The 22,150-nt window shown below is 65.5% G+C and carries 20 protein-coding genes; 12 read left to right on the top strand and 8 right to left on the bottom strand.

Going from position 1 to position 22,150, the window contains the following annotated elements; genetic code table 11:
• Positions 1 to 32: 32 nt before the first annotated feature.
• Entirely contained in the window at positions 33 to 851 is an 819-nt protein-coding gene (locus tag JQ627_RS10800) for a 3'(2'),5'-bisphosphate nucleotidase CysQ (RefSeq protein ID WP_212484208.1), read from the bottom strand.
• Positions 838 to 2,229 carry a TldD/PmbA family protein gene (locus JQ627_RS10795; RefSeq protein WP_212484207.1) on the bottom strand — a complete coding sequence of 464 codons (1,392 nt, stop codon included), beginning with the start codon at positions 2,227 to 2,229 and terminating at the stop codon, positions 838 to 840. The genes JQ627_RS10800 and JQ627_RS10795 overlap by 14 nt, the downstream gene beginning before the upstream one ends.
• 276 nt (positions 2,230 to 2,505) lie before the next feature.
• Here JQ627_RS10795 and JQ627_RS10790 point away from each other — a divergent pair, with 276 nt between their 5' ends.
• Positions 2,506 to 3,024: a DUF6101 family protein gene (locus JQ627_RS10790; protein WP_212484206.1), complete on the top strand. Its 519-nt coding sequence runs from the start codon at positions 2,506 to 2,508 to the stop codon at positions 3,022 to 3,024.
• A gap of 115 nt (positions 3,025 to 3,139) precedes the next feature.
• Here the strand turns inward: JQ627_RS10790 and ubiA are convergent, their stop codons facing one another.
• Positions 3,140 to 4,072, bottom strand: a complete 933-nt coding sequence (gene ubiA / locus JQ627_RS10785; RefSeq protein ID WP_212484205.1) for a 4-hydroxybenzoate octaprenyltransferase — start codon at positions 4,070 to 4,072, stop codon at positions 3,140 to 3,142.
• Entirely contained in the window at positions 4,069 to 4,734 is a 666-nt protein-coding gene (locus tag JQ627_RS10780; RefSeq protein ID WP_212484204.1) for a hypothetical protein, read from the bottom strand. The genes ubiA and JQ627_RS10780 overlap by 4 nt, the downstream gene beginning before the upstream one ends.
• Before the next feature lie 211 nt (positions 4,735 to 4,945).
• Here JQ627_RS10780 and JQ627_RS10775 point away from each other — a divergent pair, with 211 nt between their 5' ends.
• From JQ627_RS10775 to JQ627_RS10750, 6 genes are all read left to right on the top strand, one after another.
• On the top strand, positions 4,946 to 5,701 hold the full coding sequence (locus JQ627_RS10775; RefSeq protein WP_212484203.1) for a 16S rRNA (uracil(1498)-N(3))-methyltransferase: 756 nt from the start codon (positions 4,946 to 4,948) through the stop codon (positions 5,699 to 5,701).
• A gap of 133 nt (positions 5,702 to 5,834) precedes the next feature.
• Positions 5,835 to 6,986, top strand: a complete 1,152-nt coding sequence (locus JQ627_RS10770; RefSeq protein ID WP_212484202.1) for an ATP phosphoribosyltransferase regulatory subunit — start codon at positions 5,835 to 5,837, stop codon at positions 6,984 to 6,986.
• Positions 6,987 to 6,989: 3 nt separating this feature from the next.
• Positions 6,990 to 7,967, top strand: coding sequence for an ATP phosphoribosyltransferase (hisG, locus tag JQ627_RS10765; protein WP_212484201.1), 978 nt, complete (start codon positions 6,990 to 6,992; stop codon positions 7,965 to 7,967).
• Between the two features lie 98 nt (positions 7,968 to 8,065).
• Entirely contained in the window at positions 8,066 to 9,112 is a 1,047-nt protein-coding gene (locus JQ627_RS10760; protein ID WP_212484200.1) for a glycosyltransferase family 2 protein, read from the top strand.
• Positions 9,109 to 9,954: a ChbG/HpnK family deacetylase gene (locus JQ627_RS10755; RefSeq protein WP_212484199.1), complete on the top strand. Its 846-nt coding sequence runs from the start codon at positions 9,109 to 9,111 to the stop codon at positions 9,952 to 9,954. The genes JQ627_RS10760 and JQ627_RS10755 overlap by 4 nt, the downstream gene beginning before the upstream one ends.
• A gap of 127 nt (positions 9,955 to 10,081) precedes the next feature.
• Positions 10,082 to 10,927 carry a DUF2076 domain-containing protein gene (locus tag JQ627_RS10750; protein WP_212484198.1) on the top strand — a complete coding sequence of 282 codons (846 nt, stop codon included), beginning with the start codon at positions 10,082 to 10,084 and terminating at the stop codon, positions 10,925 to 10,927.
• Positions 10,928 to 10,999: 72 nt separating this feature from the next.
• On the opposite strand, the gene JQ627_RS10745 is transcribed toward JQ627_RS10750, so the two are convergent.
• Positions 11,000 to 11,815: a L,D-transpeptidase gene (locus JQ627_RS10745; RefSeq protein WP_212484197.1), complete on the bottom strand. Its 816-nt coding sequence runs from the start codon at positions 11,813 to 11,815 to the stop codon at positions 11,000 to 11,002.
• 314 nt (positions 11,816 to 12,129) lie between these two features.
• Here JQ627_RS10745 and JQ627_RS10740 point away from each other — a divergent pair, with 314 nt between their 5' ends.
• Entirely contained in the window at positions 12,130 to 12,915 is a 786-nt protein-coding gene (locus JQ627_RS10740) for a protein phosphatase CheZ (RefSeq protein ID WP_212484196.1), read from the top strand.
• A 189-nt stretch (positions 12,916 to 13,104) separates the two neighbouring features.
• Here JQ627_RS10740 and JQ627_RS10735 read toward each other — a convergent pair whose 3' ends face one another.
• A complete protein-coding gene (locus tag JQ627_RS10735; RefSeq protein WP_212484195.1) occupies positions 13,105 to 13,623 on the bottom strand; it encodes a hypothetical protein in 519 nt (172 codons plus the stop codon).
• A 325-nt stretch (positions 13,624 to 13,948) separates the two neighbouring features.
• Between JQ627_RS10735 and groES the strand changes: the two genes are divergently transcribed.
• The 3 genes from groES (at position 13,949) to JQ627_RS10720 (ending at position 17,378) form a co-directional block, all read left to right on the top strand.
• Positions 13,949 to 14,245 (top strand): co-chaperone GroES, encoded by a 297-nt coding sequence (gene groES, locus JQ627_RS10730; protein WP_157328560.1) that lies wholly within the window; start codon positions 13,949 to 13,951, stop codon positions 14,243 to 14,245.
• Between the two features lie 147 nt (positions 14,246 to 14,392).
• Entirely contained in the window at positions 14,393 to 16,024 is a 1,632-nt protein-coding gene (groL, locus tag JQ627_RS10725; protein WP_212484194.1) for a chaperonin GroEL, read from the top strand.
• 142 nt (positions 16,025 to 16,166) lie between these two features.
• Positions 16,167 to 17,378, top strand: coding sequence for a hypothetical protein (locus JQ627_RS10720; protein ID WP_212484193.1), 1,212 nt, complete (start codon positions 16,167 to 16,169; stop codon positions 17,376 to 17,378).
• Between the two features lie 146 nt (positions 17,379 to 17,524).
• On the opposite strand, the gene JQ627_RS10715 is transcribed toward JQ627_RS10720, so the two are convergent.
• Both JQ627_RS10715 and JQ627_RS10710 read right to left on the bottom strand, forming a co-directional pair.
• Positions 17,525 to 17,923, bottom strand: a complete 399-nt coding sequence (locus JQ627_RS10715; protein WP_212484192.1) for an META domain-containing protein — start codon at positions 17,921 to 17,923, stop codon at positions 17,525 to 17,527.
• A gap of 241 nt (positions 17,924 to 18,164) precedes the next feature.
• Entirely contained in the window at positions 18,165 to 19,829 is a 1,665-nt protein-coding gene (locus JQ627_RS10710) for an L-lactate permease (RefSeq protein ID WP_212484191.1), read from the bottom strand.
• A 311-nt stretch (positions 19,830 to 20,140) separates the two neighbouring features.
• On the opposite strand from JQ627_RS10710, the gene JQ627_RS10705 reads away from it, so the two are divergent.
• A complete protein-coding gene (locus JQ627_RS10705; protein WP_212484190.1) occupies positions 20,141 to 21,901 on the top strand; it encodes an ABC transporter ATP-binding protein/permease in 1,761 nt (586 codons plus the stop codon).
• Positions 21,902 to 22,150 lie beyond the last annotated feature (249 nt).

Below are 22,150 nucleotides of genomic sequence, written 5' to 3'. Positions count from 1 at the left end.
AAAGCAGTGTTCGAGAAGCACGGCGGACGCACTCAGGGCAAGGGACGATTTCGAAAATGCGCGACGATGCCCGCATGACGATCGCGACCCGCTGCCACCAGCACCCCGTGCGTGACTTCCCGGCGGTTATAGAGGATGGGATCTCCGGAGAGGTCGCTCATCCTACCATCCGCTTCCTGCACGATCAAATCGGCCGCGGCAAGGTCCCAATCATGGCTGTTGCCCCCCGCAAAAGCCGCATCCAGCATGCCATCGGCGACCCGGCACAGGCGCAGCGCGAGCGAACCGATTCGCGGATGCAGCTTGATGTCGCCGAGTGACGGCTTCAGGCGCTCGACAAGGGGCTTCGGGCCCGCGACGCGCGAGAAGTCGAGTTCGGATCCGGACGATGCCCGCACGGCCTTGCCGTTCAGCGTCGTGCCCTGCCCGCGGGCCGCGAAGAAGAACTCGTCGGTCGTCGGCGCGAACACGGCAGCCAGCACCGGCGCGGCATCCTCGACCAGCGCGACGCTGACGCACCATTCGTCATGGCCGCCCAGATAATTGCGGGTGCCGTCGATGGGATCGACCACCCAGGTCCGCCGCCGCGACAGCCGCACCTCGTCGTCGGCGCTCTCCTCGGACAGCCAGCCATAATCGGGCGTCGCAGTGCGCAGGCGCGCTTCGAGCAAATCGTTGACGGCGATGTCGGCTTCCGACACCGGCGAGGACGCGCCCTTGGTCCACTTCCTCAACTCGGTGCGAAACATCGACTGCGCGAGGCTGCCTGCTTCCCGTACCGAGTCTTGCAGCAGCGCCGCGTCGCGCGTCAGGATGGTTTCGTCTGTCGATGTCGCGTCAGCGTCCGCCAAGCGTCAAACCCTCGATGCGCACCGTCGGCGCATTGACGCCGTAGCGGAATTCGAGATTGTTCGCCGGCTGCATCGACTTGAAGATCTCGAACAGATGGCCTGCGATCGTCACCTCGCTGACGGGATAGGTCAGCTCGCCATTCTCGATCCAGAAGCCGGAGGCGCCGCGGCTGTAATCGCCGGTGACGCCGTTGACGCCCGAGCCGATCAGGTCGGTGACGTAGAAGCCCTGCTTGATGTCGGAGATCAGCTCGGCCGGGGTCGGCGTGCCCGGTTCGAGATGCAGGTTGTACGGGCCGGGCGAGGGCGAGGACGAGACGCCGCGATGGGCGTGGCCGGTGGTGGTGAGGCCGAGCTCGCGCGCGGTCGCGCAGTCGAGCAGCCAGGTGGTCAGCACGCCCTCGTCGACCAGCGCGATCTTCTTCACCGCGACGCCTTCGGCATCGAAGGTCTGCGAGCGCAGGCCGCGCTTGCGCAGGGGATCGTCGACGATGCGGATGTTTTTCGCAAACAGCTGCTGGCCGAGCTTGTCCTTGAGAAAGCTGGTCTTGCGCGCGATCGAGGCGCCGTTGATGGCGCCGACGACATGGCCGACCAGCGAACCGGCAACGCGCGGATCGAACACGACCGGCACCTTGCAGGTCTCGACCTTGCGCGGATTGGCGCGCGCCACGGTGCGTTCGCCGGCGGAACGGCCGACCATTTCCGGCGACAGGAGATCGGCGCCGTGCGGCGCCGAGGTGAAGTCGTAATCACGCTCCATGCCGGTGCCTTCGCCCGATATCGCCGTCGCCGAAATGCCCTGGCTGGACCGCAAATAAGAACCATGGAAGCCGGTGCTGGTGACCAGCACCATGCCGCCCATGCCGGCGGACGCGGAGGCGCCGCCGGATTTGGTCACGCCCTTCACGGCGAGTGCGGCAGCCTCGGCTTCGAGCGCGCGCCGCTCGAGCTCCGAGGTCGCGGGCACGTCGGGATCGAGCAGATCGAGATCGGGGAAGTCGCGCGCGAGCAGCGCCGGATCGGCCAGGCCGACATATTTGTCGTCGGGCGCGACACGCGCCATCGCGACCGCGCGCTCGGCTAGCTTGGTCACGGCATCGCCGCTGGCGTCGTTGGTCGAAACCACCGCCTGGCGCTGGCCGACCAGCACGCGCAGGCCGACATCGTCGCCCTCGGACCGTTCGGATTCCTCGACGCGCCCGTCACGCACCTCGACGCCCTGCGAGATGCCGCGCACGGCAACCGCATCGGCCGCATCCGCACCGGCGCGCTTGGCGGCCTCGACCAGCCGCTGCGCGAGATCGGAGAGCGCGGACTGATCGAACAGGTCGCGATTGGCTTTGGACGAAAGCGTCGAGCTTGGTGAAGGGTTCACAAACGAAATCCTGTTGCGGCGGGAGGTTTCGGGGCGAGACCGGCCCTCAACACCAGATGTGCCCAATTGGCACGGACTTCAAGCGTTTTCAGCCCGCAAAAAGCTCAGATTCGCTCCTCTCGCGCAACGTCTCGTCAATCATGCGTGCCAAGGTCTTGTCAATCATGAGCGGCGGTGACGTTGGATTAACCAGCCTTTTTAAGTGGTTTCGGAACGGCGCGCGCTAAGGTCCTCGCATCGACCGGGAACATAATCCCGGCGGGGAGAACTAAAGCCGTGAGGCGTCAAACAGCAACATGCGGGGTCGCTCCCGCCGGGTCGGGCCGCAGCTTGCGGCTCGACCCTCTTTCCCTTCCGGTCCGCTTCGATGCGCACGATCCGCGCGCCGACGGATACACAAGGCAGATCGAGCTTCATCGCGAACGTGTCGTGCTGCGCCGTGCCGTCCGCGGCATGCAAATGGCGATCAACGTCCGCGTCAGCGACTTCGTCGGCGTCGCGCTGCGCGGCAATGACGAGGCGCAGACCCTCGTCCTCGTGCATCGCGATCCCTCGCTCTCCGTTCCGCTGCTGGTCAGCGCCGATGGCGACGAGCTCGCCGAGGCCTGGGCCGTCTGGAGCGAACTCTTCGCGCTTCCGCAGCTCGACGAAGGCGCCCGCAAGCCCGCACAGCGCCGCCGCCGCTGCAACGCGATCCGCGCCCGCCGTCCGAAATTTTTGATGCGCCGGCGCACCGCCATGACGCGCGAGCTGTCGGTTCATCGCGAAGAGCGTGAGATCATCGCGCGGGATTGAACGGCAAGCACGGTGCCGTAGGGTGGGCAAAGCGGAAGCGTGCCCACCTTTTTTATCTCAATCTCGGAAAGATGGTGGGCACGGTGCAAGAGCGCCTTTGCCCACCCTACGACAGCTACGCCGCCCGCATCACAGCGTCGACCAGCAATCCAACGAACAGCAGGAAGCCCGCATACTTGTTCGAGTAGAACAGGCGCTTGCAGAGCAAGGGGTCGCTGATATCCAGCCGCACGATCTGCGACGCCAGATGCACGGCGAAGGCGGCAAGCCCAAGCCATGCCGGCCAGCGCGCATCGCCCGACGCCAGCGCGACGCCGATCAGCATCACCGCAAGCCCATAGAACAGGATCAACGCCTGGTGCGTGTGCGCGCCGAACAGGCGCGCGGTGGACTTGATGCCGATCAGCGCATCGTCCTCGGCGTCCTGATGCGCATAGATCGTGTCATAGCCGATCACCCACGAAATCGATCCGGCATAGAGCACCAGTGCGGTCAAGTCGATGCGGCCGAAGGTGACGGCAAAGCCCATCAGCGCGCCCCAGGAGAAGGCGAGGCCGAGCACGATCTGCGGCCACCAGGTGATGCGCTTCATGAAGGGATAGATCGCGACGATCAAAAGCGAGGCGATGCCGGTCAGGACCGCGAAGCGGTTGAATTGCAGCAGCACCACGAGACCGGTCAGCGCCTGCGCGACCATGAACGCCAGCGCCTGCCTGGTGGTCACCTGCCCCGACGGCAACGGCCGCGAGCGGGTGCGCTCGACCTTGTCGTCGAGGTCGCGGTCGGTGATGTCGTTCCAGGTGCAGCCCGCCCCGCGCATGACGAAGGCGCCGACGAAGAACAGCACGATGGTGAGCGGGAGGCGGCGGACGTCGTGCGCCATACCGGCGGCGAGTGCCGCCGACCACCAGCACGGCATCAACAGCAGCCAGGAGCCGATCGGACGATCGAAGCGCGACAGGCGCAGATAAGGCCGCGCCCATTGCGGCGCGAGCGTATCGACCCAGTTGCCGGTGGAATCGGCAACGCGGGCGGATGTGTCGCTCATCGGGTGAGGACGTTGCCGTTGAGCGTGTCGAAGGTGCTGCCGCCCTTCTTGCCGGCGTTGGCTTCAGGCGCAGAGCCAGAACCCAGCACCTCGCTCAGCGACGGACCAGCCGGACCGCGCGGCTGGTTCTGCATCTGCTGCGCGACGTTGCAGACCTTCGTCGCCATGGCCTCGGTATTCTTATGGCCGTCCTTCATCTGCGCGCTGACCTGCGCCGGAATCCCGCACTTCGAGGCGTTGGCCTCGATGTACTTGAGCATCTTCGTCTCAGCCTGGCTGAAATTGCGGATCAGCTTGCACGCTTCGTCCGGCGGCGCGTGGCGGTCGCTCGCGGCCTTGATCAGCTTTCCGCGCTTCTCGGCCTCCTCGCGCAGCGGCATGAAGGCCTTCATGCACTCCTCGCCGGCACCGCCACCGCCTTGCGTCGGCGGGGCGGCGCTGAAGGCACCTGCGCCACCGACGGGCGCGGCGCCGTTCACGGGAAACGATCCTTGGGGCGCTGCACCGACCGAAGCGGTCGGCGCCGAGCCATTCACGGGCGGAAACGCGGAAGTGGTTGGGGCTTGGCCAGGCAGCGGCGCAGGGAAGCCCTGCGCGTGGGCACCCGCGGCGCCCAAGGTGACCATGGCGGCAGTGATCGGAACCATCAAACGACGGATCATGAAGGCAGTCTCTCCGGCAGGAGCTTACGGGGTTCGGCGTCTTCCCAAATGAAGCGCAACCAGCGTGCTCGCGATTCTACGATTCCCGCCGGCCCTTAACAACCCGTCGAATAGGGCAAGAGCGCGGCGCGCCGACGCACCGATTCGGCAATATTTACCCCCGAAATGGCGGCTTTCGGTTAATAACGGCGGCAAATTGGACCTTTGAACGATGCCCTCCCACGATTTTCGCGCCCCCCGCCTGTTTGTCGACGCCCCCCTTGCCCAGGACGCCAGGGTTCCGCTCGACCGCGACCAGAGCAATTATCTCGGCAATGTGCTGCGGCTCGCCGCCGGGGCCGAGGTCTTGGCGTTCAATGGCCGCGACGGCGAGTGGCAGGCCGCGATTGAGGGCCGCAAGCGGCCGGACGGTCTCGTCATCCTCCAGCAGACCCGGCCCCAGGACCGACTGTCCGACCTCGCTTACGTCTTCGCGCCGCTCAAGCATGCCCGGCTCGATTACATGGTCCAGAAGGCCATCGAGATGGGCGCCGCCACGCTTCAGCCGGTCCTGACCCGCTTCACGCAGGCCTCCCGGGTCAACACCGAGCGGATGCGTGCCAATGTCGTCGAAGCCGCCGAGCAATGCGGCATCCTCAGCATCGCCACGGTGGCAGAGCCGGCGCCGCTGGACCGGTATCTCAGTCAGCGCCCCGCCGACCGGCTGCTCATCTTTTGCGATGAAGCGGCACAGGTCCAGAACCCCGTTCAGAGCCTGCAAGGCGCGCGCGAAGCCGGACAAGGCATCGACGTGCTGATCGGCCCCGAAGGCGGCTTTGCCGAGGAAGAGCGGGCGCTGCTGCTGCGGCAGCCGAAAATCCTGCGGCTGGCGCTAGGACCCCGGATCATGCGCGCCGATACGGCCGCGGTGGCGGCGCTGGCGCTGGTACAGGCCGTGCTGGGCGATTGGGGCGGCGGGCCCACCTGATCCCGGCATTGCCCGACCGTTAAGCGATTGATCCTTTGGAGGTCGAAACCGCTTTCCGGCCATGCTAAGGCCTGCGCCAATTCGCCTCCCTTCTTCGCCCTACCCGGTTCCACCGGGACGATGGACCCCTGTTATGACCGCGACTGCCACCTCAAATGCTGCCGGCTCCGCCGCCTGGGCGGATACGCTGCTCTTGTCGTTCGCCCAGGCGGGCTATGTCAGGGCCGAGCCTGCGATCCTGCAACCGGCCGAGCCGTTCCTGGACCTCTCCGGCGAGGACATCCGCAAGAGCCTGTATCTGACGACGGACCTGTCCGGCGAGGAGCTTTGCCTGCGCCCGGACCTGACCATTCCAGTCGCCCGCGACTACCTCGCCTCCGGCCGCGCCGGCCAGCCGGCCGGGTTCAGCTATCTCGGTCCGGTGTTCCGCTACCGCAGCGGCCAGGCCAGCGAGTTTCTTCAGGCCGGCATCGAATCGTTCGGCCGCCAGGATCAAGCCGCGGCCGACGCCGAGATGCTGGCGCTGGCGCTGGAAGCGACCGCAGCCTTCGGTGTCCGCGATGTCGAGATCCGGACCGGCGACGTCGCACTGTTCAATGCGCTGCTCGACGCGCTCAATCTCTATCCGGTCTGGCGCCGCCGCCTGGTCAAGGATTTCAACCGCAAGATCAGCCTGGAAAAAGATCTGGAGAAGCTGGCGGCCGCGACCACCGCGACCCGCAGCGAATATGAGGGTGTGCTCGCCGCGCTCGCCGGCTCCGACCGCAAGGCCGCGCTCGCCTTCGTCACCGATCTGATGTCGATCGCCGGCACCACCAATGTCGGGGGCCGCACCACGGCCGAGATCGCCGATCGCTTCCTCGAGCAGTCGACGCTGAAGGGTGGCGCACTGCCGCGCGAGGCGATCACCGTGCTCAAGCGCTTTCTGGGCATCTCGGGCAATCCCGACGACGCCGTAGCCGAGCTGCGCGCGCTCACCTCTGATGCCGGGCTCGATCTCTCCGCGGCAATCGACCAGCTCGAAAGCCGGGTCGGCTTCATGGCGGTGCGCGGCATCGACGTGAAGCAGACGCGCTTCTCGACCGCGTTCGGGCGCGGCCTCGACTATTACACCGGCTTCGAATTCGAGCTGCATCACAGGGGCAACGGCGCCGAACCGCTGGTCGCTGGCGGTCGCTATGACGGGCTGATGACCCAGCTCGGTTCGGCCGAGCCGATCCCAGCGGTCGGCTTCTCGGTCTGGGTGGACGCGCTGACCCGGATCGGCCGCAAGGTGGGAGCTTAAGTCATGAGCGCGCCGTTCGTTCTGGCCGTTCCCTCCAAGGGCCGCCTTCAGGAAAACACCGAGGCGTTCTTTGCCCGCGCCGGGCTCAAGCTGTCGAAGGCCGGCGGCGCGCGCGACTATCGCGGCACCATCGCGGGCCTGGACAATGTCGAGGTCGCCTATCTCTCGGCCAGCGAGATCGCCTCGCAGCTGTCCCGCGGCCTCGCGCATCTCGGCGTCACCGGCGAAGATCTGGTACGAGAGAACATCGCGGACGCCGACAAGCGCGTGTCGCTGATCGACGGGCTCGGCTTCGGCTATGCCGACGTCGTCGTCGCGGTGCCGCAGGCGTGGATCGACGTCCGCACCATGGCCGATCTCGACGACGTCACCACCGGCTTCCGCGAGCAGCATCACACGCGGATGCGGGTCGCGACCAAGTTCATCAACCTGACCCGTGCCTTCTTCCAGACCCACGGCATCACCGATTACCGCATTGTCGAAAGCGCAGGCGCCACCGAAGGCGCGCCGGCGGCCGGCAGCGCCGAACTGATCGTGGACATCACCACCACGGGTGCGACGCTCGCCGCCAATGGCTTGCGGGTGCTCGACGACGGTGTGATCCTGCGCAGCCAGGCCAATCTGGTCGCCTCGAAGGATGCCGACTGGTCGACGCAGGCGCGGGAGACTGCGCGCGTCATCCTCGATCACATCGCGGCAAGGGCGCGGGCCAACAAATACCGCGAGGTCCGCACCCGCTTCCGGCAATGCGACGCGGCCCTGCTCGGCGAAGCCCACAGCCGGTTCGGTGTCGAGGCCCCGTTCGGCGGGCCGACCTCATCGGGCATGCTGACGCTGCACTGCCCGCCGGGCCAGCTCTATGCGCTGGCGAGCTTCCTGCGCGAGCATGGCGCCGAGACCGTCTCGGTGGTTTCGCTCGACTATGTGTTCGACCGGGAGAACCCGCTTTTCGCCAAGCTCGAGGCGTTCCTGCGGCGGTGAGCCCAAAGTTTGCTGAGCAGCTCCGTTCAGCGTAGCGACAGCAAACGGCAGCTACCATATGCTGCTGAGAACAATGGACGCCTCTGGAACCTTGATCAATGACGCTGGGCTCTGACGTTTCCGGCTTGACGACCACCGCGGCCAGCGCCGCCGCGAAGGGGCTGTCGATTGTCGTCCCCGTCTACAACGAGGCGGCGGGCCTCGCCGCCCTGCACCAGCGCATCTGCGATCTCGCAAAGACCTTGCGGCAGCGCTACCGCTTGCGTTGCGAGGTTGTCTATGTCGACGACGGCAGCGCGGATGCGACGCTGTCGATCGCCCGTTCGCTGCCGGCCGACGCGGTCGACGTCCAGGTGGTCTCGCTGTCGCGCAATTTCGGCAAGGAGGCGGCGCTGATGGCCGGCCTCGACCATGCCCGGCTTGGCGCCGTGATGTTCATGGACGGCGACGGTCAGCATCCGCCGGCCCTGGTCGAGCAACTCGTGCGGCACTGGATCGAGGACGGCTATGACGTCGTCTATACTGCCAAGGCCCATCGCGACAACGAGCCCTTCCTGCGCCGTGTCGCCGTGCGCGGGTTCTATTCGCTGATCAATTGGGGCGCGCGCCAGAAGATCCCTGAAGACGCCGGCGACTTCCGCCTGCTGTCGCCGCGCGCGGTCGCAGCGCTCAGGCAGCTGCCGGAGCGCAACCGCTTCTTCAAGGGACTGGCGAGCTGGATCGGCTTCCGCCAGATCCGCGTCGACTACGAGCCGGCACCGCGCACCCATGGCGTGACGACCTTCAGCGCCGCGCGCCTGCTCGGTCTTTCGATCGAAGGGGTGACCTCGTTCTCGGTGGCGCCGCTGCGCTTCGCCAGCCTGCTCGGCGTGATCCTCGCCGGCGGCGCCTTCCTGTTCGGCCTCTCGATCCTCTGGGAGGTCTGGACCACGGGCAAGCAGGTGCCCGGCTATCCCTCGCTCGTGATCGGCCTGATGACCATCGGTGGCGTGCAGCTCATCATGATCGGCATCGTCGGCGAATACATCGGCAAGATCCTCTCCGAGCTGAAGGCGCGCCCGATCTACTTCGTCGCCGAGCATAGCCAGAAGCATTTCGAGACCGACAAGGCCGACGACGCTTCGAGCAGGACGGCGGCCGAATGAGCGCCGCCGCGACGCCGCGGCGGATCTGGCTCTGCGCCGACGATTACGGCATCAGCCCGGGCGTCAATCGCGCCATCCGCGACCTGATCGAACGCGGCCGTCTCAATGCCACCTCGGTGATGATGGTGGGACCTGCGATCGAGCGCGGCGAGATCGAGGCGCTCCGGACCGCAGCGAAAGCGAGCCCGCGCTGCGCGATCGGCTTGCACGTGACCTTGTCGGCGCCATTCCGGCCGCTCACCATGCATTTCCGACCGCTGGACGGCGACATGTTCATGCCGTTCCCGAAGCTGCTGCGCGCAGGCCTTGCGCGCCGGCTCGACCGCGAGTTCTTTCGCAATGAGGTCAAGGCGCAGCTGGCGGCGTTCGCGGAAGCGTTCGGGCGCGCGCCTGACTTCGTCGACGGCCATCAGCATGTGCAGCTCTATCCGCAGGTGCGCGACGGCTTTGTCGATGCGGTCAGCGAAGTCGCTCCGAAGGCCTGGGTGCGCCAGGGCGGGCGCGACCTGCCTCTTGTGCAGCGGCTGGCCTCGCCAAAAGCCATGGTGCTCGACATCCTTAGCGCGCAATTCCGCCGCCGCGCCGCCAGCGCCGGCCTCAGCTTCAATCCCGGCTTCGCCGGCGCCTATGACTTTACGCGCGAGGCCGATTTCGGCGTGTTGATGCGGCAGTTCCTGGAAGGCCTCCCCGATGGCGGCCTCGTGATGTGCCATCCCGGTTTCGTCGACGACATCCTCGCTGGCCTCGATCCGATGACCGACGTTCGCGAGCGCGAGCACGCCTATCTCTCGGGCGATGCATTTGCGCGCCTGCTGGCTGACAGCGGCGTCACGCTTAGGTGAAACCGGCGGAAAGCCGGCCCAACGAGGCAGCTTGTCGCATACCGAAATTTAATCCGGCCGGCACTGTTGGGGCCACAATGGAACCCTACATCTGCCTCGCGCTTGATTTGCGCGAGGGAGACTGATCATGACGCCGCAGGAACGCCAGCTCGTTGACGAGCTTTTCGACCGGCTTTCGAAACTGGAAAATGCACCGCGCGATCCCGACGCGATCGCCGCGATCTCCGACGGCCTGCGCAAGGCGCCGGGCGCGATCTATGCGCTGGTGCAGACCACGCTGTTGCAGGACGAAGCGCTGAAGCGCGCCCATAACCGCATCCAGGAGCTGGAGGCGGCCCATGCGCCCGAGCAGGCGCAGTCCGGCGGCTTCCTCGACACGATGCGCGACACGCTGTTCGGCGGAGGCCCCTCGCGCGGCTCGGTTCCGAACGTGCCGCCGCGTGACGCGCGACCGGTCTGGAACAGCGGCCAGGCGATGCAGCAGACGCAGCCGGGCTACGGCCAGCCGCCTTACGGACAGGCGTACGGCCAAGCTCCAGGTCAAGCTCCGGGTCAGGGCTATGGCGCTCCGCCGATGGCCGGTGGCGGCGGCTCGTTCCTCGGCACGGCGGCGGCGGCGGCGGCCGGCGTCGTCGGCGGCTCGCTGCTGCTCTCCAGCATCCGCGGCATGATGGGCGGATCGCACCAGCAGGCCTTCGGTGACACCAACGCCTTGAGCGGTGACCGCAGTCCCTGGGGCGGCAGCGACCAGTCCGGCGGCTCGCTCGCGCGCGATGCCGGTCTCAACGACATCGGCTCCAACCGCGACCGCGACGACAATTCCCGCCAGGGCTTCACCGACCAGGCGTCGAACGATCGGGACAACTACAACAACGATCAGAACTACGACGACAACGACCACGACGACGATGTGGACATGGCCGACGACAGCGATTTCGGCGGCGGCGACGACGGCGGCAGCGACTACGCGTAAGCTGCTCGATCGGCGCGACAAACAAAAACGGCCGCCCGGAAGGCGGCCGTTTTCATGTCGAGCGTCAGGCGCTCACATCACCACGACCTTGGTGCCGACATTGACGCGGCCGTAGAGGTCGATGACGTCCTCGTTGCGCATGCGGATGCAGCCGGAGGAGACGTTGGTGCCGATGGTCCAGGGCTCGTTGGAGCCATGAATACGATAGAGCGTCGAGCCCAGATACATCGCCCGCGCACCGAGCGGATTTTCCGGGCCGCCTTCCATGTGCCGGGGCAGGTCGGGCCGGCGCGCGATCATTTCCGCCGGCGGCGTCCAGTCCGGCCATTCGCGCTTGGCCGTGATCGACTTGACGCCGGACCAGGTGAAGCCGGGACGGCCGACGCCGATGCCGTAGCGCATCGCCCGACCGTTGCCCTCGACGAGATAGAGGAACTTGTTCGGCGTATCGACCACGATGGTGCCGGCAGCTTCCTTGCCGCTATAGTCAACGGATTGTTTTTCGAATCTCGGATCGAACGGACGCTGTCGCGGATCGACCGCCTCCTGCTGGAGACCTGCGCCTTGCTGATATCCACCCTGCATCTGCGGCTCGCCCATCGGCGGCAGGCGGCGCTGATCGTAATAGCCGGGCTGCTGCTGATAGACCGGCTGCTGCGGCGCGTAGGCCGGGCCGCGGCCGGGACCGTCACCGAACAGGAACTCGATGAAGCCGCCGCCCATGTTCGCATTGGAGGCGACGCGCACCGGCGCCGGCGGCACCTGCGGCTGGTAAAGCACCGCAGGCGGATTGTTCGGCACGCTATTGTCGAAGGCGCTGGCGCTGCTCGCGCCGGCCATGAAGGTGCAAGCGCTGCCGAGCAGCGCGACAGACATTTTCTTGAACATCGACGTACTCTGTACTGTTTCGTCTAGATCACATGCGTCGTGCGGAGCCGATGGCTGATCGGCGACCGCGACGTGGTCAATAAAGGGCAAAAGCCGCTTTGTTTGGTAAACGGAAGCGGCGTTTGGATTCACCACGTCGCGAATAGCGGCGCAATTTGGCGATCAGCGTTTATTTTCGATGAACGCCGCAGGCCCATGGTTAATCGCTTCTTTTCGCGCCGTCGCGTGCGGCCGCGCAACAGTTCCCGCTGTGAACCTCGTGTTAAATTGCTTCTGCCTACAAAGACGCGTGAGTGAGGTGGGGGGAGTTCCTGATGGCTATTCACCGCAAACGTTTTCGTGTCGAAGAGGCTATTGTCGGCGAGATGCCCAGCCCCGAAATGATTGAGGAGGCTGCGCCAATGCATAACGAGATCATGGCGGAGCTGCGTGCGATCCGCGCACAGATGGCGAAGGGCATTGCGCCCGCGCCCTTGTCCGGCAGCGCAGCCATGGCCGCGATCGACGCCTCCACCGCCCATGAGCTCTCCGAAGCTCGTACCATGCTCGAGACCTACCGGGCGCAGATCGAGCAGTGCGAGAAGCTCAAGGTCGAACTCGACCTCATCCACGACGCCATCGACCGCACCAAGCGCGAGATCGCGACGCTGCACGGCAAGAGCTTCGACGGCGGCGAAATGGCCAAGGTCAATGGGGAGCTCGGTGCGGTCGTCGGCGGCACCGAGCAGGCGACCCAGCAGATCCTCGAAGCGGCCGAGTCGATCGACCAGGCGGCCAGCGCGATGTCCAAGGTGCAATCGGCCGACCAGCAGAAGCGGCTCGCCGACGACATCCAGGAACGCGTCATCTCGATCTTCGAAGCCTGCAACTTCCAGGACCTGACCGGCCAGCGCATCAGCAAGGTCATGACCACGATGAAGTTCATCGAGCAGCACATCAATGCGATGATGGAGATCTGGGGCGGCGTCGACGCGATCAAGGCCCATGTGCCCGCGCCGGCCGACACCCGCAGCGAGGACGAAAAGCTCCTCAACGGCCCCAAGCTCGCCGGCGACGTCGGCCACGCCTCGCAGGACGACATCGACGCGCTGTTCGACTGATCGGGCGCGACACTACGGAAAAAGAAAACGCCGGCTTTCGCCGGCGTTTTTGTTTTGGGGCCGTCCCCTCCACTGTCATCGCCCGGCTTGACCGGGCGATCCAGTATTCCAGAGGCGGCGGTGATTGAGCAGAGAGGCCGCGGCGTACCGGATGCCCCGGTCAAGCCGGGGCATGACGAAGTAGAGAAACTACGCCCTCGGCGCGCAGCGGACGTAGACCATGTTGCCGTAACGGGTGGCGGCGTCCTTGTCGATGAAGCGGGTGATCAGGACGCGGCCGTCGAAGGAGACGATCTCGCGGTCCTGCTCGCCGGGGGTGGGACCCGCCGGCCCGATGTAGTTCTTGCCGCTGGGCGAGCCCTTCAGCCGCAGCTCCTGCGGCGTCGCCTGGTCGGCGAGATGCATGATCACGCCGCCGGAGGAACCGGCGGTGATCACGTAGGGGTTCTTGCACTGCGCCCGGGCCGCGGCCTCGGTGCGGGCGCGGTCGGCCGGGTTCTGGAACGAGGCGAGACCCCAGCGGCCGACGATCTCGTCGGCACGGATGGACGCCGGCATTTCCGGACCGGAGCCGGGCTCGGCCTCCGGCGGCGGCGACGACGAGAAGGACGGCAGACTCGTACCGCCGCCGCAGGCGCCGAGCAGCAGCGCCAGGCAAGAGGCGGCCGCCAGATTGGCAACCGTGCGTGCGTGAGCTGAACTGATCATGACATTCCCCCGAGCAAACCGTCCCCCAAACAGGACCCCGACCGCATCCTTGGCGCAGCCAAGCGCAAAACCGCTGTCGGAGCAATGACGTCCTTTATACGCCAGCACGACCAATAAGTTGTAGACACGATCCTATATCCGCCTCACCAATCGCTTAACCACCCTTGCTTGACAGGATCGCGGCCAAGCCATATTTCCGGGCGCACTATTAGCACTCGGAAAGCCCGATTGCTAAGCGCGCCGTTCGATCCTCGGCAAGAGGGCGGACGGAAGCCGCCTCACACACTTCCATTACTTCCGAAGCGAGCCTCCAAAGGGAAACGTCATGGCTAAATCCAAATTTCGTCCGCTGCATGACCGTGTCGTGGTCAAACGTATCGACGCCGAGGAAAAGTCCAAGGGCGGCATCATCATTCCGGACACCGCCAAGGAAAAGCCGTCCCAGGGCGAGGTCGTCGCCGTCGGTCCCGGTGGCCGTGACGAGGCCGGCAAGCTGATCCCGATCGACCTCAAGGTCGGCGACCGCGTGCTGTTCGGCAAGTGGTCGGGCACCGAAGTCAAGATCGACAACGAAGAGCTCCTGATCATGAAGGAGTCGGACATCATGGGCGTCATGGCCTAAGGCCATCAGCCTCAACAGCCGCTGAATGTCATGCCCGGATCGCGCGATCCGGGCATCCATCATTCCGCCGGGTTCGATCCAGGGATCCCGGAATTGGTGCGACGAGACAGCGGCAGGACACATCACGAAACACGAGGGATAGAAGAAATGGCTGCCAAAGACGTCAAGTTTTCCGGAGACGCGCGCGATCGCATGCTGCGCGGCGTCGACATTCTCGCCAACGCCGTCAAGGTGACGCTCGGCCCGAAGGGCCGCAACGTCGTCATCGAGAAGAGCTTCGGCGCGCCCCGCATCACCAAGGACGGCGTCACCGTCGCCAAGGAGATCGAGCTCGAGGACAAGTTCGAGAACATGGGCGCCCAGATGCTGCGTGAGGTCGCCTCCAAGACCAACGACCTCGCCGGCGACGGCACCACCACCGCGACCGTGCTGGCCCAGGCCATCGTGCGCGAAGGCGCCAAGGCGGTTGCCGCCGGCATGAACCCGATGGACCTCAAGCGCGGCATCGACACCGCGGTTGCGGCGGTGATCAAGGACATTGAAAAGCGCGCCAAGCCGGTCGCGGCGTCCTCCGAGGTCGCTCAGGTCGGCACCATCTCGGCCAACGGCGATTCCGCCATTGGCAAGATGATCGCGCAGGCGATGCAGAAGGTCGGCAACGAGGGCGTCATCACCGTCGAGGAGAACAAGTCGCTCGACACCGAGGTCGACATCGTCGAGGGCATGAAGTTCGACCGCGGCTATCTGTCGCCCTACTTCGTCACCAACGCCGAGAAGATGACCGCCGAGCTCGAGGACGCCTACATCCTCCTGCATGAGAAGAAGCTGTCCGGCCTGCAGGCCATGCTGCCCGTGCTGGAAGCCGTGGTGCAGTCGGGCAAGCCGCTCGTCATCATCGCCGAGGACGTCGAGGGCGAGGCGCTGGCCACCCTGGTGGTCAACCGCCTGCGTGGCGGCCTGAAGGTCGCCGCCGTCAAGGCGCCGGGCTTCGGCGACCGCCGCAAGGCCATGCTCGAGGACCTCGCGATCCTCACCGGCGGCCAGCTCATCTCCGAAGACCTCGGCATGAAGCTCGAGAACGTCACGGTGAAGATGCTCGGTCGTGCCGGCAAGGTCGTGATCGACAAGGAGAACACCACGATCGTCAAGGGCGCCGGCAAGAAGCCGGAGATCGAGGCCCGCGTCGGCCAGATCAAGGCCCAGATCGAGGAGACCACTTCGGACTACGACCGTGAGAAGCTCCAGGAGCGCCTTGCCAAGCTCGCCGGCGGCGTCGCGGTGATCCGCGTCGGCGGCGCGACCGAGATCGAGGTCAAGGAGAAGAAGGACCGCGTCGAGGACGCGCTCAACGCTACCCGCGCCGCAGTGCAGGAAGGCATCGTCCCCGGCGGCGGCGTCGCGCTGCTCCGCGCCAAGAAGGCGGTGGGCCGTCTCACCAACGCCAATGCCGACGTCCAGGCCGGCATCAACATCGTGCTGAAGGCGCTGGAAGCCCCGATCCGCCAGATCTCCGAGAACGCGGGCGTGGAAGGCTCGATCGTCGTCGGCAAGATCCTGGAGAACAAGTCCGAGACCTTCGGCTTCGACGCCCAGAACGAGGACTATGTCGACATGGTCGAGAAGGGCATCATCGATCCCGCCAAGGTGGTGCGCACTGCGCTCCAGGACGCCTCGTCGGTGGCCGGCCTGCTGGTGACCACCGAAGCCATGGTCGCCGAAATGCCGAAGAAGGAAGCTCCGCCCGCCATGCCGGCCGGCGGCGGCATGGGCGGCTTCTAAGCCTCCGTTCCGTTGCAATGTTATGAAGGCCGCCTCCGGGCGGCCTTCTTTTTTGCCGACCCTGCCCGTCCGCTTTCCAATTCAACCGGCGGCCAAAACCCACTACGGTGGCGCGCCGATTCGATTGCGCGAGGATTCATCGATGCGTGCGCTTCTGGTTTGTTCGACAGCCCTTTTGGCGGCCCTGCTCGCCGTCTCGCCCGATGTCGCATCCGCCCAGATGAAGCTGTCGCCGAAGGCCACGGCGCCGGGCGGAACCGAGACGCGCTATTTCACCTCGATCGACGGGCTGATGGACGGCAATGCCGACGTGATCCTGAAGGAGACGCGGCAGGGCAAGACGGTGACCGCGGCCGTGCTCGACGTCTGCTATCCCGTCGCGAAGAATTCCGACCGCAAGGACCGCTTCGTCGTCAATCTCCAGGTCGCCGGCCAGAACCTGACGGGCACCACGCAGAGCCTCGGCGAGAAGGCGCCCGTCGCCGTCAAGCTGTTGCGCAAACAGTCTGGCGACACGTTCGAATTCCGCGGCCAGATCAGCATTGGCCAGACCGTGACCGAGGTCACCTCGCCTGACAATTCCGATCTCAGCGAGAAGGAATTCCAGGACAACCAGACCTCGGACGACGGCATCACGCCGCAGCCAAGGGATTTCACCGACGTCTCGCCGGAAGCGATCGCGGTCAAGGTCAAGCTGGATGCGGCGACCGAGTTCCTGAAGAGCCTGAAGGGCCAGGACGTCGAGGTGACGCTGGCGAGCCTTACCGTCGGCTGCGACGCGCTGCGCGCCGGCGAGCAGACCATCAACATGTCGGTCGATCCGGAACGCGCGCCCGCGCTGCTGGCGAAATTCAAGGCGATGCCAGGTGTCACCGCGGCGGGCTGGACTGCGGGGATGACCGAGATGGACCGCACCATCCGCTTTGCGGCCGCCGACTGGCGCGACGGCGACAAGATCAACCGTGACAAGCTCGCCTCGGCCGTCGCCGGCGTGCTGAGCAGGACGCTGGCGGCAAGGCCGGTCTCGCACAGCTTCAACCCGGCCACCGGCAAGCTCAAGCTTGTCTTCAAGCGGCCGAACCAGGATTTTCCGGCACTCGAGCTCACCGACACGATCGAGGTTGCAGGCCTGATCTCGCCCGACAAGCCCGGCACGACCGACAGGCTGATGCTGTGGATCGGCAGCCCCTCGACCACGACCGCCGATGAGAGCAGCGGCGCCAAGCTCAGCCTCTCGGATGACGCTTCGGCCGACGAGGAAGGCGATCAGCCCGACGACAATGGCTCGATCGAAGCGCTCGCCAAGGAGCTGAAGGGCCAGCGCTGGGACGCCGACAAGTCGGTGTGGAAATAGGCTCTCGTGCCCCGGACGCAGCGCAGCACGTCAGTGATGCGCTGCAGAGCCGGGGCCCAGAGGCCGCAAGCGAAGTCGCCGATCGAGTCTGGGTCCCGGCTCTGTGCAGCAGCGTTGCACGCTGCAGCGCGTCCGGGACACGAGACCTAGTTCCCCGTCGTTCTGAAGCGCAGCGGCTTCGGGCCGATCAGCGTCAGCACGTCGCCCTGGCGCTTCCAGGTCTCGATGCTGCCCAGCGCTGCGACGAGTTCGTCGTCGGCCTGCGCCCTGGCCGGCGGGCAGGAACGGTCCTGGATCTGGCCGGGGACGAAGATCACGGTGTTGCCGGCGACGGAGAACTGGCCCTTGCCGCCCTTACACCAGAGCTCCAGCACGACTTCGCCGTTGTCGCCGATCTCGATGTTCGGAATCCGCTTCGAGCCCGGCTGCGGCAGGGCCTCCAGCGTCATCTCGGTGCCGAACGGAAAACCGTCCTCTGCACGCGCGAGCGTGGATATCGCGAGCATTGCAACCGCCAAACACACCATCTGCCTGAGCGAAACCATGAGACCTCTCGACCGACCTGATTTGCGGCACCTTCTATAAGACGGCGGCGCCGTTGAGAAGGTTCGCGGAAGCTAAAGCGCGGTGAGATTGGGACGAATCGTCATCGCGCTTCAGGTTGTTGTTTGAGCATGATCTTTTCGGAAAACCGCTTCGCACTTTCCGGATCATGCTTCAGATGCAAAAATCCCCGCAAGGCGGCGAAGCCCTGCGGGGATTTGCGTTGAGGCGTGGCGTGGCCTGCTACTTCAGCACCATCGCCGTGAACGGCCAGACATAGGCCTGCAACGTCACGAGCACACCGACAAGGCAGGCCAGCACGATCGAGTGCCAGAACACGAAGCGCAGGATCGTGCCCTCGTGCCCGTACCACCGCGTGGCCGTGGAGGCGACGACGATCGATTGCGCATCGATCATCTTGCCCATCACGCCGCCGGACGAGTTCGCGGCCGCCATCAGAACCGGCGACAGGCCGAGCTGCTCGGAGGTGATCTTCTGCAAATTACCGAACAGGATGTTCGACGCCGTATCCGATCCCGTCAGCGCCACGCCCAGCCAGCCGAGCAGCGTGCCGAAGAAGGGATAGAGCACGCCGGTTGCGGCGAAGGCGAGGCCGAGCGTCGCGTCGACGCCGGACAGCCGCGTCAACGTGCCGATCGCGAGCATCGCCGAGATCGTGATCAGCGAGATCGCGCACAGCCGGATGGTGCGGCCATACTCGACCAGCAGCCGTCCCGGGCCGACGCCCATCAGGAAGCCCGAGATGATCGCGGCGATCAGCATACCCGTGCCGGTGAAGGACAGATAGGTGAACGCGAACACCGCGCCTTCCGGCGTCGGCTTCGCCGCCACCGGCGGCACCTTGTTGATCATCTGGTGCAGCTCGGGAACGGCGTAGTTCCAGGTGAAAATCCCGTTCGCCCAGGTCTTGAAGGCACCGTTGCCCCAGATCAGCATCACGATACAGACGATGATCCACGGCAGCAGCGCGCTCCACAGTTCGGACTGGGTGAGCGGCGTCTTGTCGAGTGGCGTTGCTTTTTCCATCTGCGCGGCCGACTCGTCGTGGCCGCGCAGTTCCGGCGATGTCCAGAGCTGCCTTGGTTGCCACACCTTCAGGAACAGGATCAGCGCGCCCATCGAGATCAGCGACGCCCCGATGTCGACGATCCAGGGATTGATGAAGTTCGAGATCACGAATTGCGGGACCGCGAACGACACACCAGTGACGAGGATCGCCGGCCAGACGTCCTTCATGCCGCGCCAACCCGCGAACGCCCACACCACCCAGAACGGCACGATCAGCGAGAAGAACGGCAATTGCCGTCCGACCATCGCGCCGAGGATGTAGGGATCGAGCCCGGTGACGGACGCGAGGCCCTGGATCGGCGTGCCGAGCGCGCCATAAGCGACCGGCGCGGTGTTGGCGATGAGTGACAAGCCTGATGCCGCGAGCGGCGAGAAGCCGAGGCCGATCAGCACGGCACCGGTGATAGCGACCGGCGTGCCGAAGCCCGAAGCACCCTCAAAGAAAGCGCCGAACGAGAACGCGACCAGCAGGAGCTGCAAGCGCCGGTCCTCGGTGACACCGCCGATGGCCCGCTTGAGCAATTCGAAGCGCCCGGTGGACACTGTCACCTGATAGAGGAAGATGACGTTGAGGACGATCCAGCCGATCGGAAAGAAGCCTGTCACGACGCCGAGGATCGAGGCACGGATCGACATACCCGCCGGCATCGTGAAGACGAAGATCGTGATCAGGTTGGTGATGATCACGGCGATCACGGCCGCAATGTGCGCTTTCACGCGCCCGCTCGCGATCATGATCAAGAGCGAGACGACCGGTATGGCCGCCGCGATGGTCGACAACGCCGCGTTGTTCAGCGGATTATAGATTTGATTCCACATGGCTTCCTCCCCCACGCCTGTTGCGGCAGGCGGCCCGCGTGGACAGCCGAACCTGCTTGACGCTGGAAGCGATAACCCCCGAGCTGGGCGCGAATTCCTCGCGAGTGCGGCGGTTCCCGTCCGCTCACAAGCCCGCGAAGTCCCGGAGGCCCCCACCCCGCGCCGTTGTACCCATGCTAGGGTTGCAAGCTGCGACAAGCCAACGCAAATTGCTGAACTTGCGACTTTAGTCTAAGCGCGCCCGTTTCTGCCGTTGCCTCAGCCATTTGGCCTATGGGCGTTGTGCACATCCCCTCAGGAGACAGAGCTCTGTGAAGAACATTAGCGCCACGCTCGCGACAGTCTGGCGAATCGCCATCCCCTATTTCCGGTCCGAGGACAAATGGGCCGGCCGCGGCCTGCTCGGCGTCGTCATCGCTATGGAGCTGACGCTGGTGGCGATCAACGTGCTGCTCAATCAATGGCAGAACCGGTTCTACAGCGCGCTCCAGGCCTACGATCTCAACGAGTTCGTCATGGAGGTCTGGATCTTCCTCGGCCTTGCTTTCACCTACGTCGCACTGGCCGTCTACAAGCTTTACCTGAACCAATGGCTCCAGATCCGCTGGCGGCGATGGCTGACCCAGCACTATCTCGGCGAATGGCTCGACGGCGCCACGCATTACCGCATGCAGCTCAAGGGCGACCCGGCCGACAACCCGGACCAGCGCATCACCGAGGACGTCAAGAACTTTGTCGAGCAAACGCTCGTCCTTGGCCTCGGTCTGCTGTCGTCGATCGTGACGCTGGCCTCGTTCGTCGTCATCCTCTGGGGTCTGTCCAACAAGGCCCCCCTGCACATCTACGGCACCGATTTCGTCATCCCAGGTTTTCTGGTCTGGTGCGCGCTGGTCTACGCGATCCTGGGGACGGGACTGACGCACTGGATCGGCGCACCGCTTATCAACCTCAATTTCGAGCAGCAACGGTTCGAGGCTGATTTCCGCTTCAACCTGATCCGCGTGCGCGAAAATTCCGAGCAGATCGCTCTATTGAAAGGTGAGAGCGCGGAGCAGGGACATCTCCTGCGCCGCTTCGGCTCCGTCATCGCCAACTGGTACGCGATCATGAGTCGGACCAAGCGCCTCACCGCCTTCACGGCAAGCTATGGTCAGGCTGCAACGATCTTTCCCTACGTCGTGGTTGCTCCTGCTTACTTCGCCAAACGCATCCAGCTCGGAGACATGATGCAGACCGGCTCGGCGTTTGGCAGCGTGCAGGATGCGCTGTCCTTCTTCGTCACGGCCTACCGCTCGCTGGCCGAGTGGCGCGCAATCGTCGCCCGTCTCGACGGCTTCGAGATGTCGGTCAGTTCCGCAGCCAACATCGCGGCGCGCGAGCCGACCATCGGCGTTGCGCCATCGAACGGCAAGGCAATCACGCTGGCGCAGTTGCTGGTGAAGCTGCCGAACGGTGAGCCTCTGGTCAGCGCGGATGCCTTCACGGTCGAGCCGGCGGAGCGGGTGCTGGTGACGGGACCTTCCGGTTCCGGCAAGTCGACGCTGTTCCGGGCCATCGCCGGCATCTGGCCCTTCGGCACCGGGGCAATCGCCATTCCCGAGAAGGCCAGGCTGATGATGCTCCCCCAGAGGCCGTATTTTCCGATCGGCCCGCTCGGCGACGCCGTGATCTACCCCGCCGCGCATGGCACGATCACGCCCGAGAAGATCGCGGAAGCGCTCAACTCGGTCGGCATGCCGCGGCTGGCAAAACGGCTCGACAACGAAGGCCACTGGAACCGGACGCTGTCGCTCGGCGAGCAGCAACGCCTGGGGCTTGCGCGCGCACTGCTGCACGTGCCGGACTATCTGTTCCTGGACGAGGCCACGGCGTCGCTGGACGAGCCCTCCGAGGCCCGGCTCTACCGGCTGCTGGCGGAGAAGCTGCCGCAGGCCACCATCGTCTCGATCGGCCACCGCTCGACGCTGGACGCCTTCCACACCCGCAAGGTGGCGCTGGTAAAGGAAGGCGAGATCCACGTTCTCGGTGGCGGCGCTGCGCCAGCCGAGACGGAGCCGAGCGCGGCGCGCTGAGACGCGAGCGGGATGGCTTCCGGTCCGGTGCATCTGGTTTCGGCGGGGCGAAGGCCCGGGCATCCACGTCTTTCGGAGCCTGAGGCTGCACATGGATGGCCTGGTCCCGGCTCGGCCGGGGCTTCGCCGGACGACCGATATCGGGCCGGGCGAAGCTCCAGCGAAGACGGCAAGCGCGGCCATGACGGTGCGGAGAAAAGCAAAAGGGCGGCAGGTTGCCCTGCCGCCCTCACCAAGTCTCTTACGGGA

This window comes from Bradyrhizobium liaoningense (genome assembly GCF_018130785.1).
In the GTDB taxonomy this organism is placed as follows: Bacteria; Pseudomonadota; Alphaproteobacteria; order Rhizobiales; family Xanthobacteraceae; genus Bradyrhizobium; species Bradyrhizobium liaoningense_A.
This window is presented reverse-complemented; position numbering and strand designations above follow the sequence as displayed.

Coding starts and splice junctions, on each gene's coding strand:
- ubiA (WP_212484205.1), bottom strand. CDS start 4,072: ATGAGCGACACATCCGCCCGCGTTGCCGATTCCACCGGCAACTGGGTC.
- JQ627_RS10780 (WP_212484204.1), bottom strand. CDS start 4,734: ATGATCCGTCGTTTGATGGTTCCGATCACTGCCGCCATGGTCACCTTG.
- JQ627_RS10775 (WP_212484203.1), top strand. CDS start 4,946: ATGCCCTCCCACGATTTTCGCGCCCCCCGCCTGTTTGTCGACGCCCCC.
- JQ627_RS10770 (WP_212484202.1), top strand. CDS start 5,835: ATGACCGCGACTGCCACCTCAAATGCTGCCGGCTCCGCCGCCTGGGCG.
- hisG (WP_212484201.1), top strand. CDS start 6,990: ATGAGCGCGCCGTTCGTTCTGGCCGTTCCCTCCAAGGGCCGCCTTCAG.
- JQ627_RS10760 (WP_212484200.1), top strand. CDS start 8,066: ATGACGCTGGGCTCTGACGTTTCCGGCTTGACGACCACCGCGGCCAGC.
- JQ627_RS10755 (WP_212484199.1), top strand. CDS start 9,109: ATGAGCGCCGCCGCGACGCCGCGGCGGATCTGGCTCTGCGCCGACGAT.
- JQ627_RS10750 (WP_212484198.1), top strand. CDS start 10,082: ATGACGCCGCAGGAACGCCAGCTCGTTGACGAGCTTTTCGACCGGCTT.
- JQ627_RS10745 (WP_212484197.1), bottom strand. CDS start 11,815: ATGTTCAAGAAAATGTCTGTCGCGCTGCTCGGCAGCGCTTGCACCTTC.
- JQ627_RS10740 (WP_212484196.1), top strand. CDS start 12,130: ATGGCTATTCACCGCAAACGTTTTCGTGTCGAAGAGGCTATTGTCGGC.
- JQ627_RS10735 (WP_212484195.1), bottom strand. CDS start 13,623: ATGATCAGTTCAGCTCACGCACGCACGGTTGCCAATCTGGCGGCCGCC.
- groES (WP_157328560.1), top strand. CDS start 13,949: ATGGCTAAATCCAAATTTCGTCCGCTGCATGACCGTGTCGTGGTCAAA.
- groL (WP_212484194.1), top strand. CDS start 14,393: ATGGCTGCCAAAGACGTCAAGTTTTCCGGAGACGCGCGCGATCGCATG.
- JQ627_RS10720 (WP_212484193.1), top strand. CDS start 16,167: ATGCGTGCGCTTCTGGTTTGTTCGACAGCCCTTTTGGCGGCCCTGCTC.
- JQ627_RS10715 (WP_212484192.1), bottom strand. CDS start 17,923: ATGGTTTCGCTCAGGCAGATGGTGTGTTTGGCGGTTGCAATGCTCGCG.
- JQ627_RS10710 (WP_212484191.1), bottom strand. CDS start 19,829: ATGTGGAATCAAATCTATAATCCGCTGAACAACGCGGCGTTGTCGACC.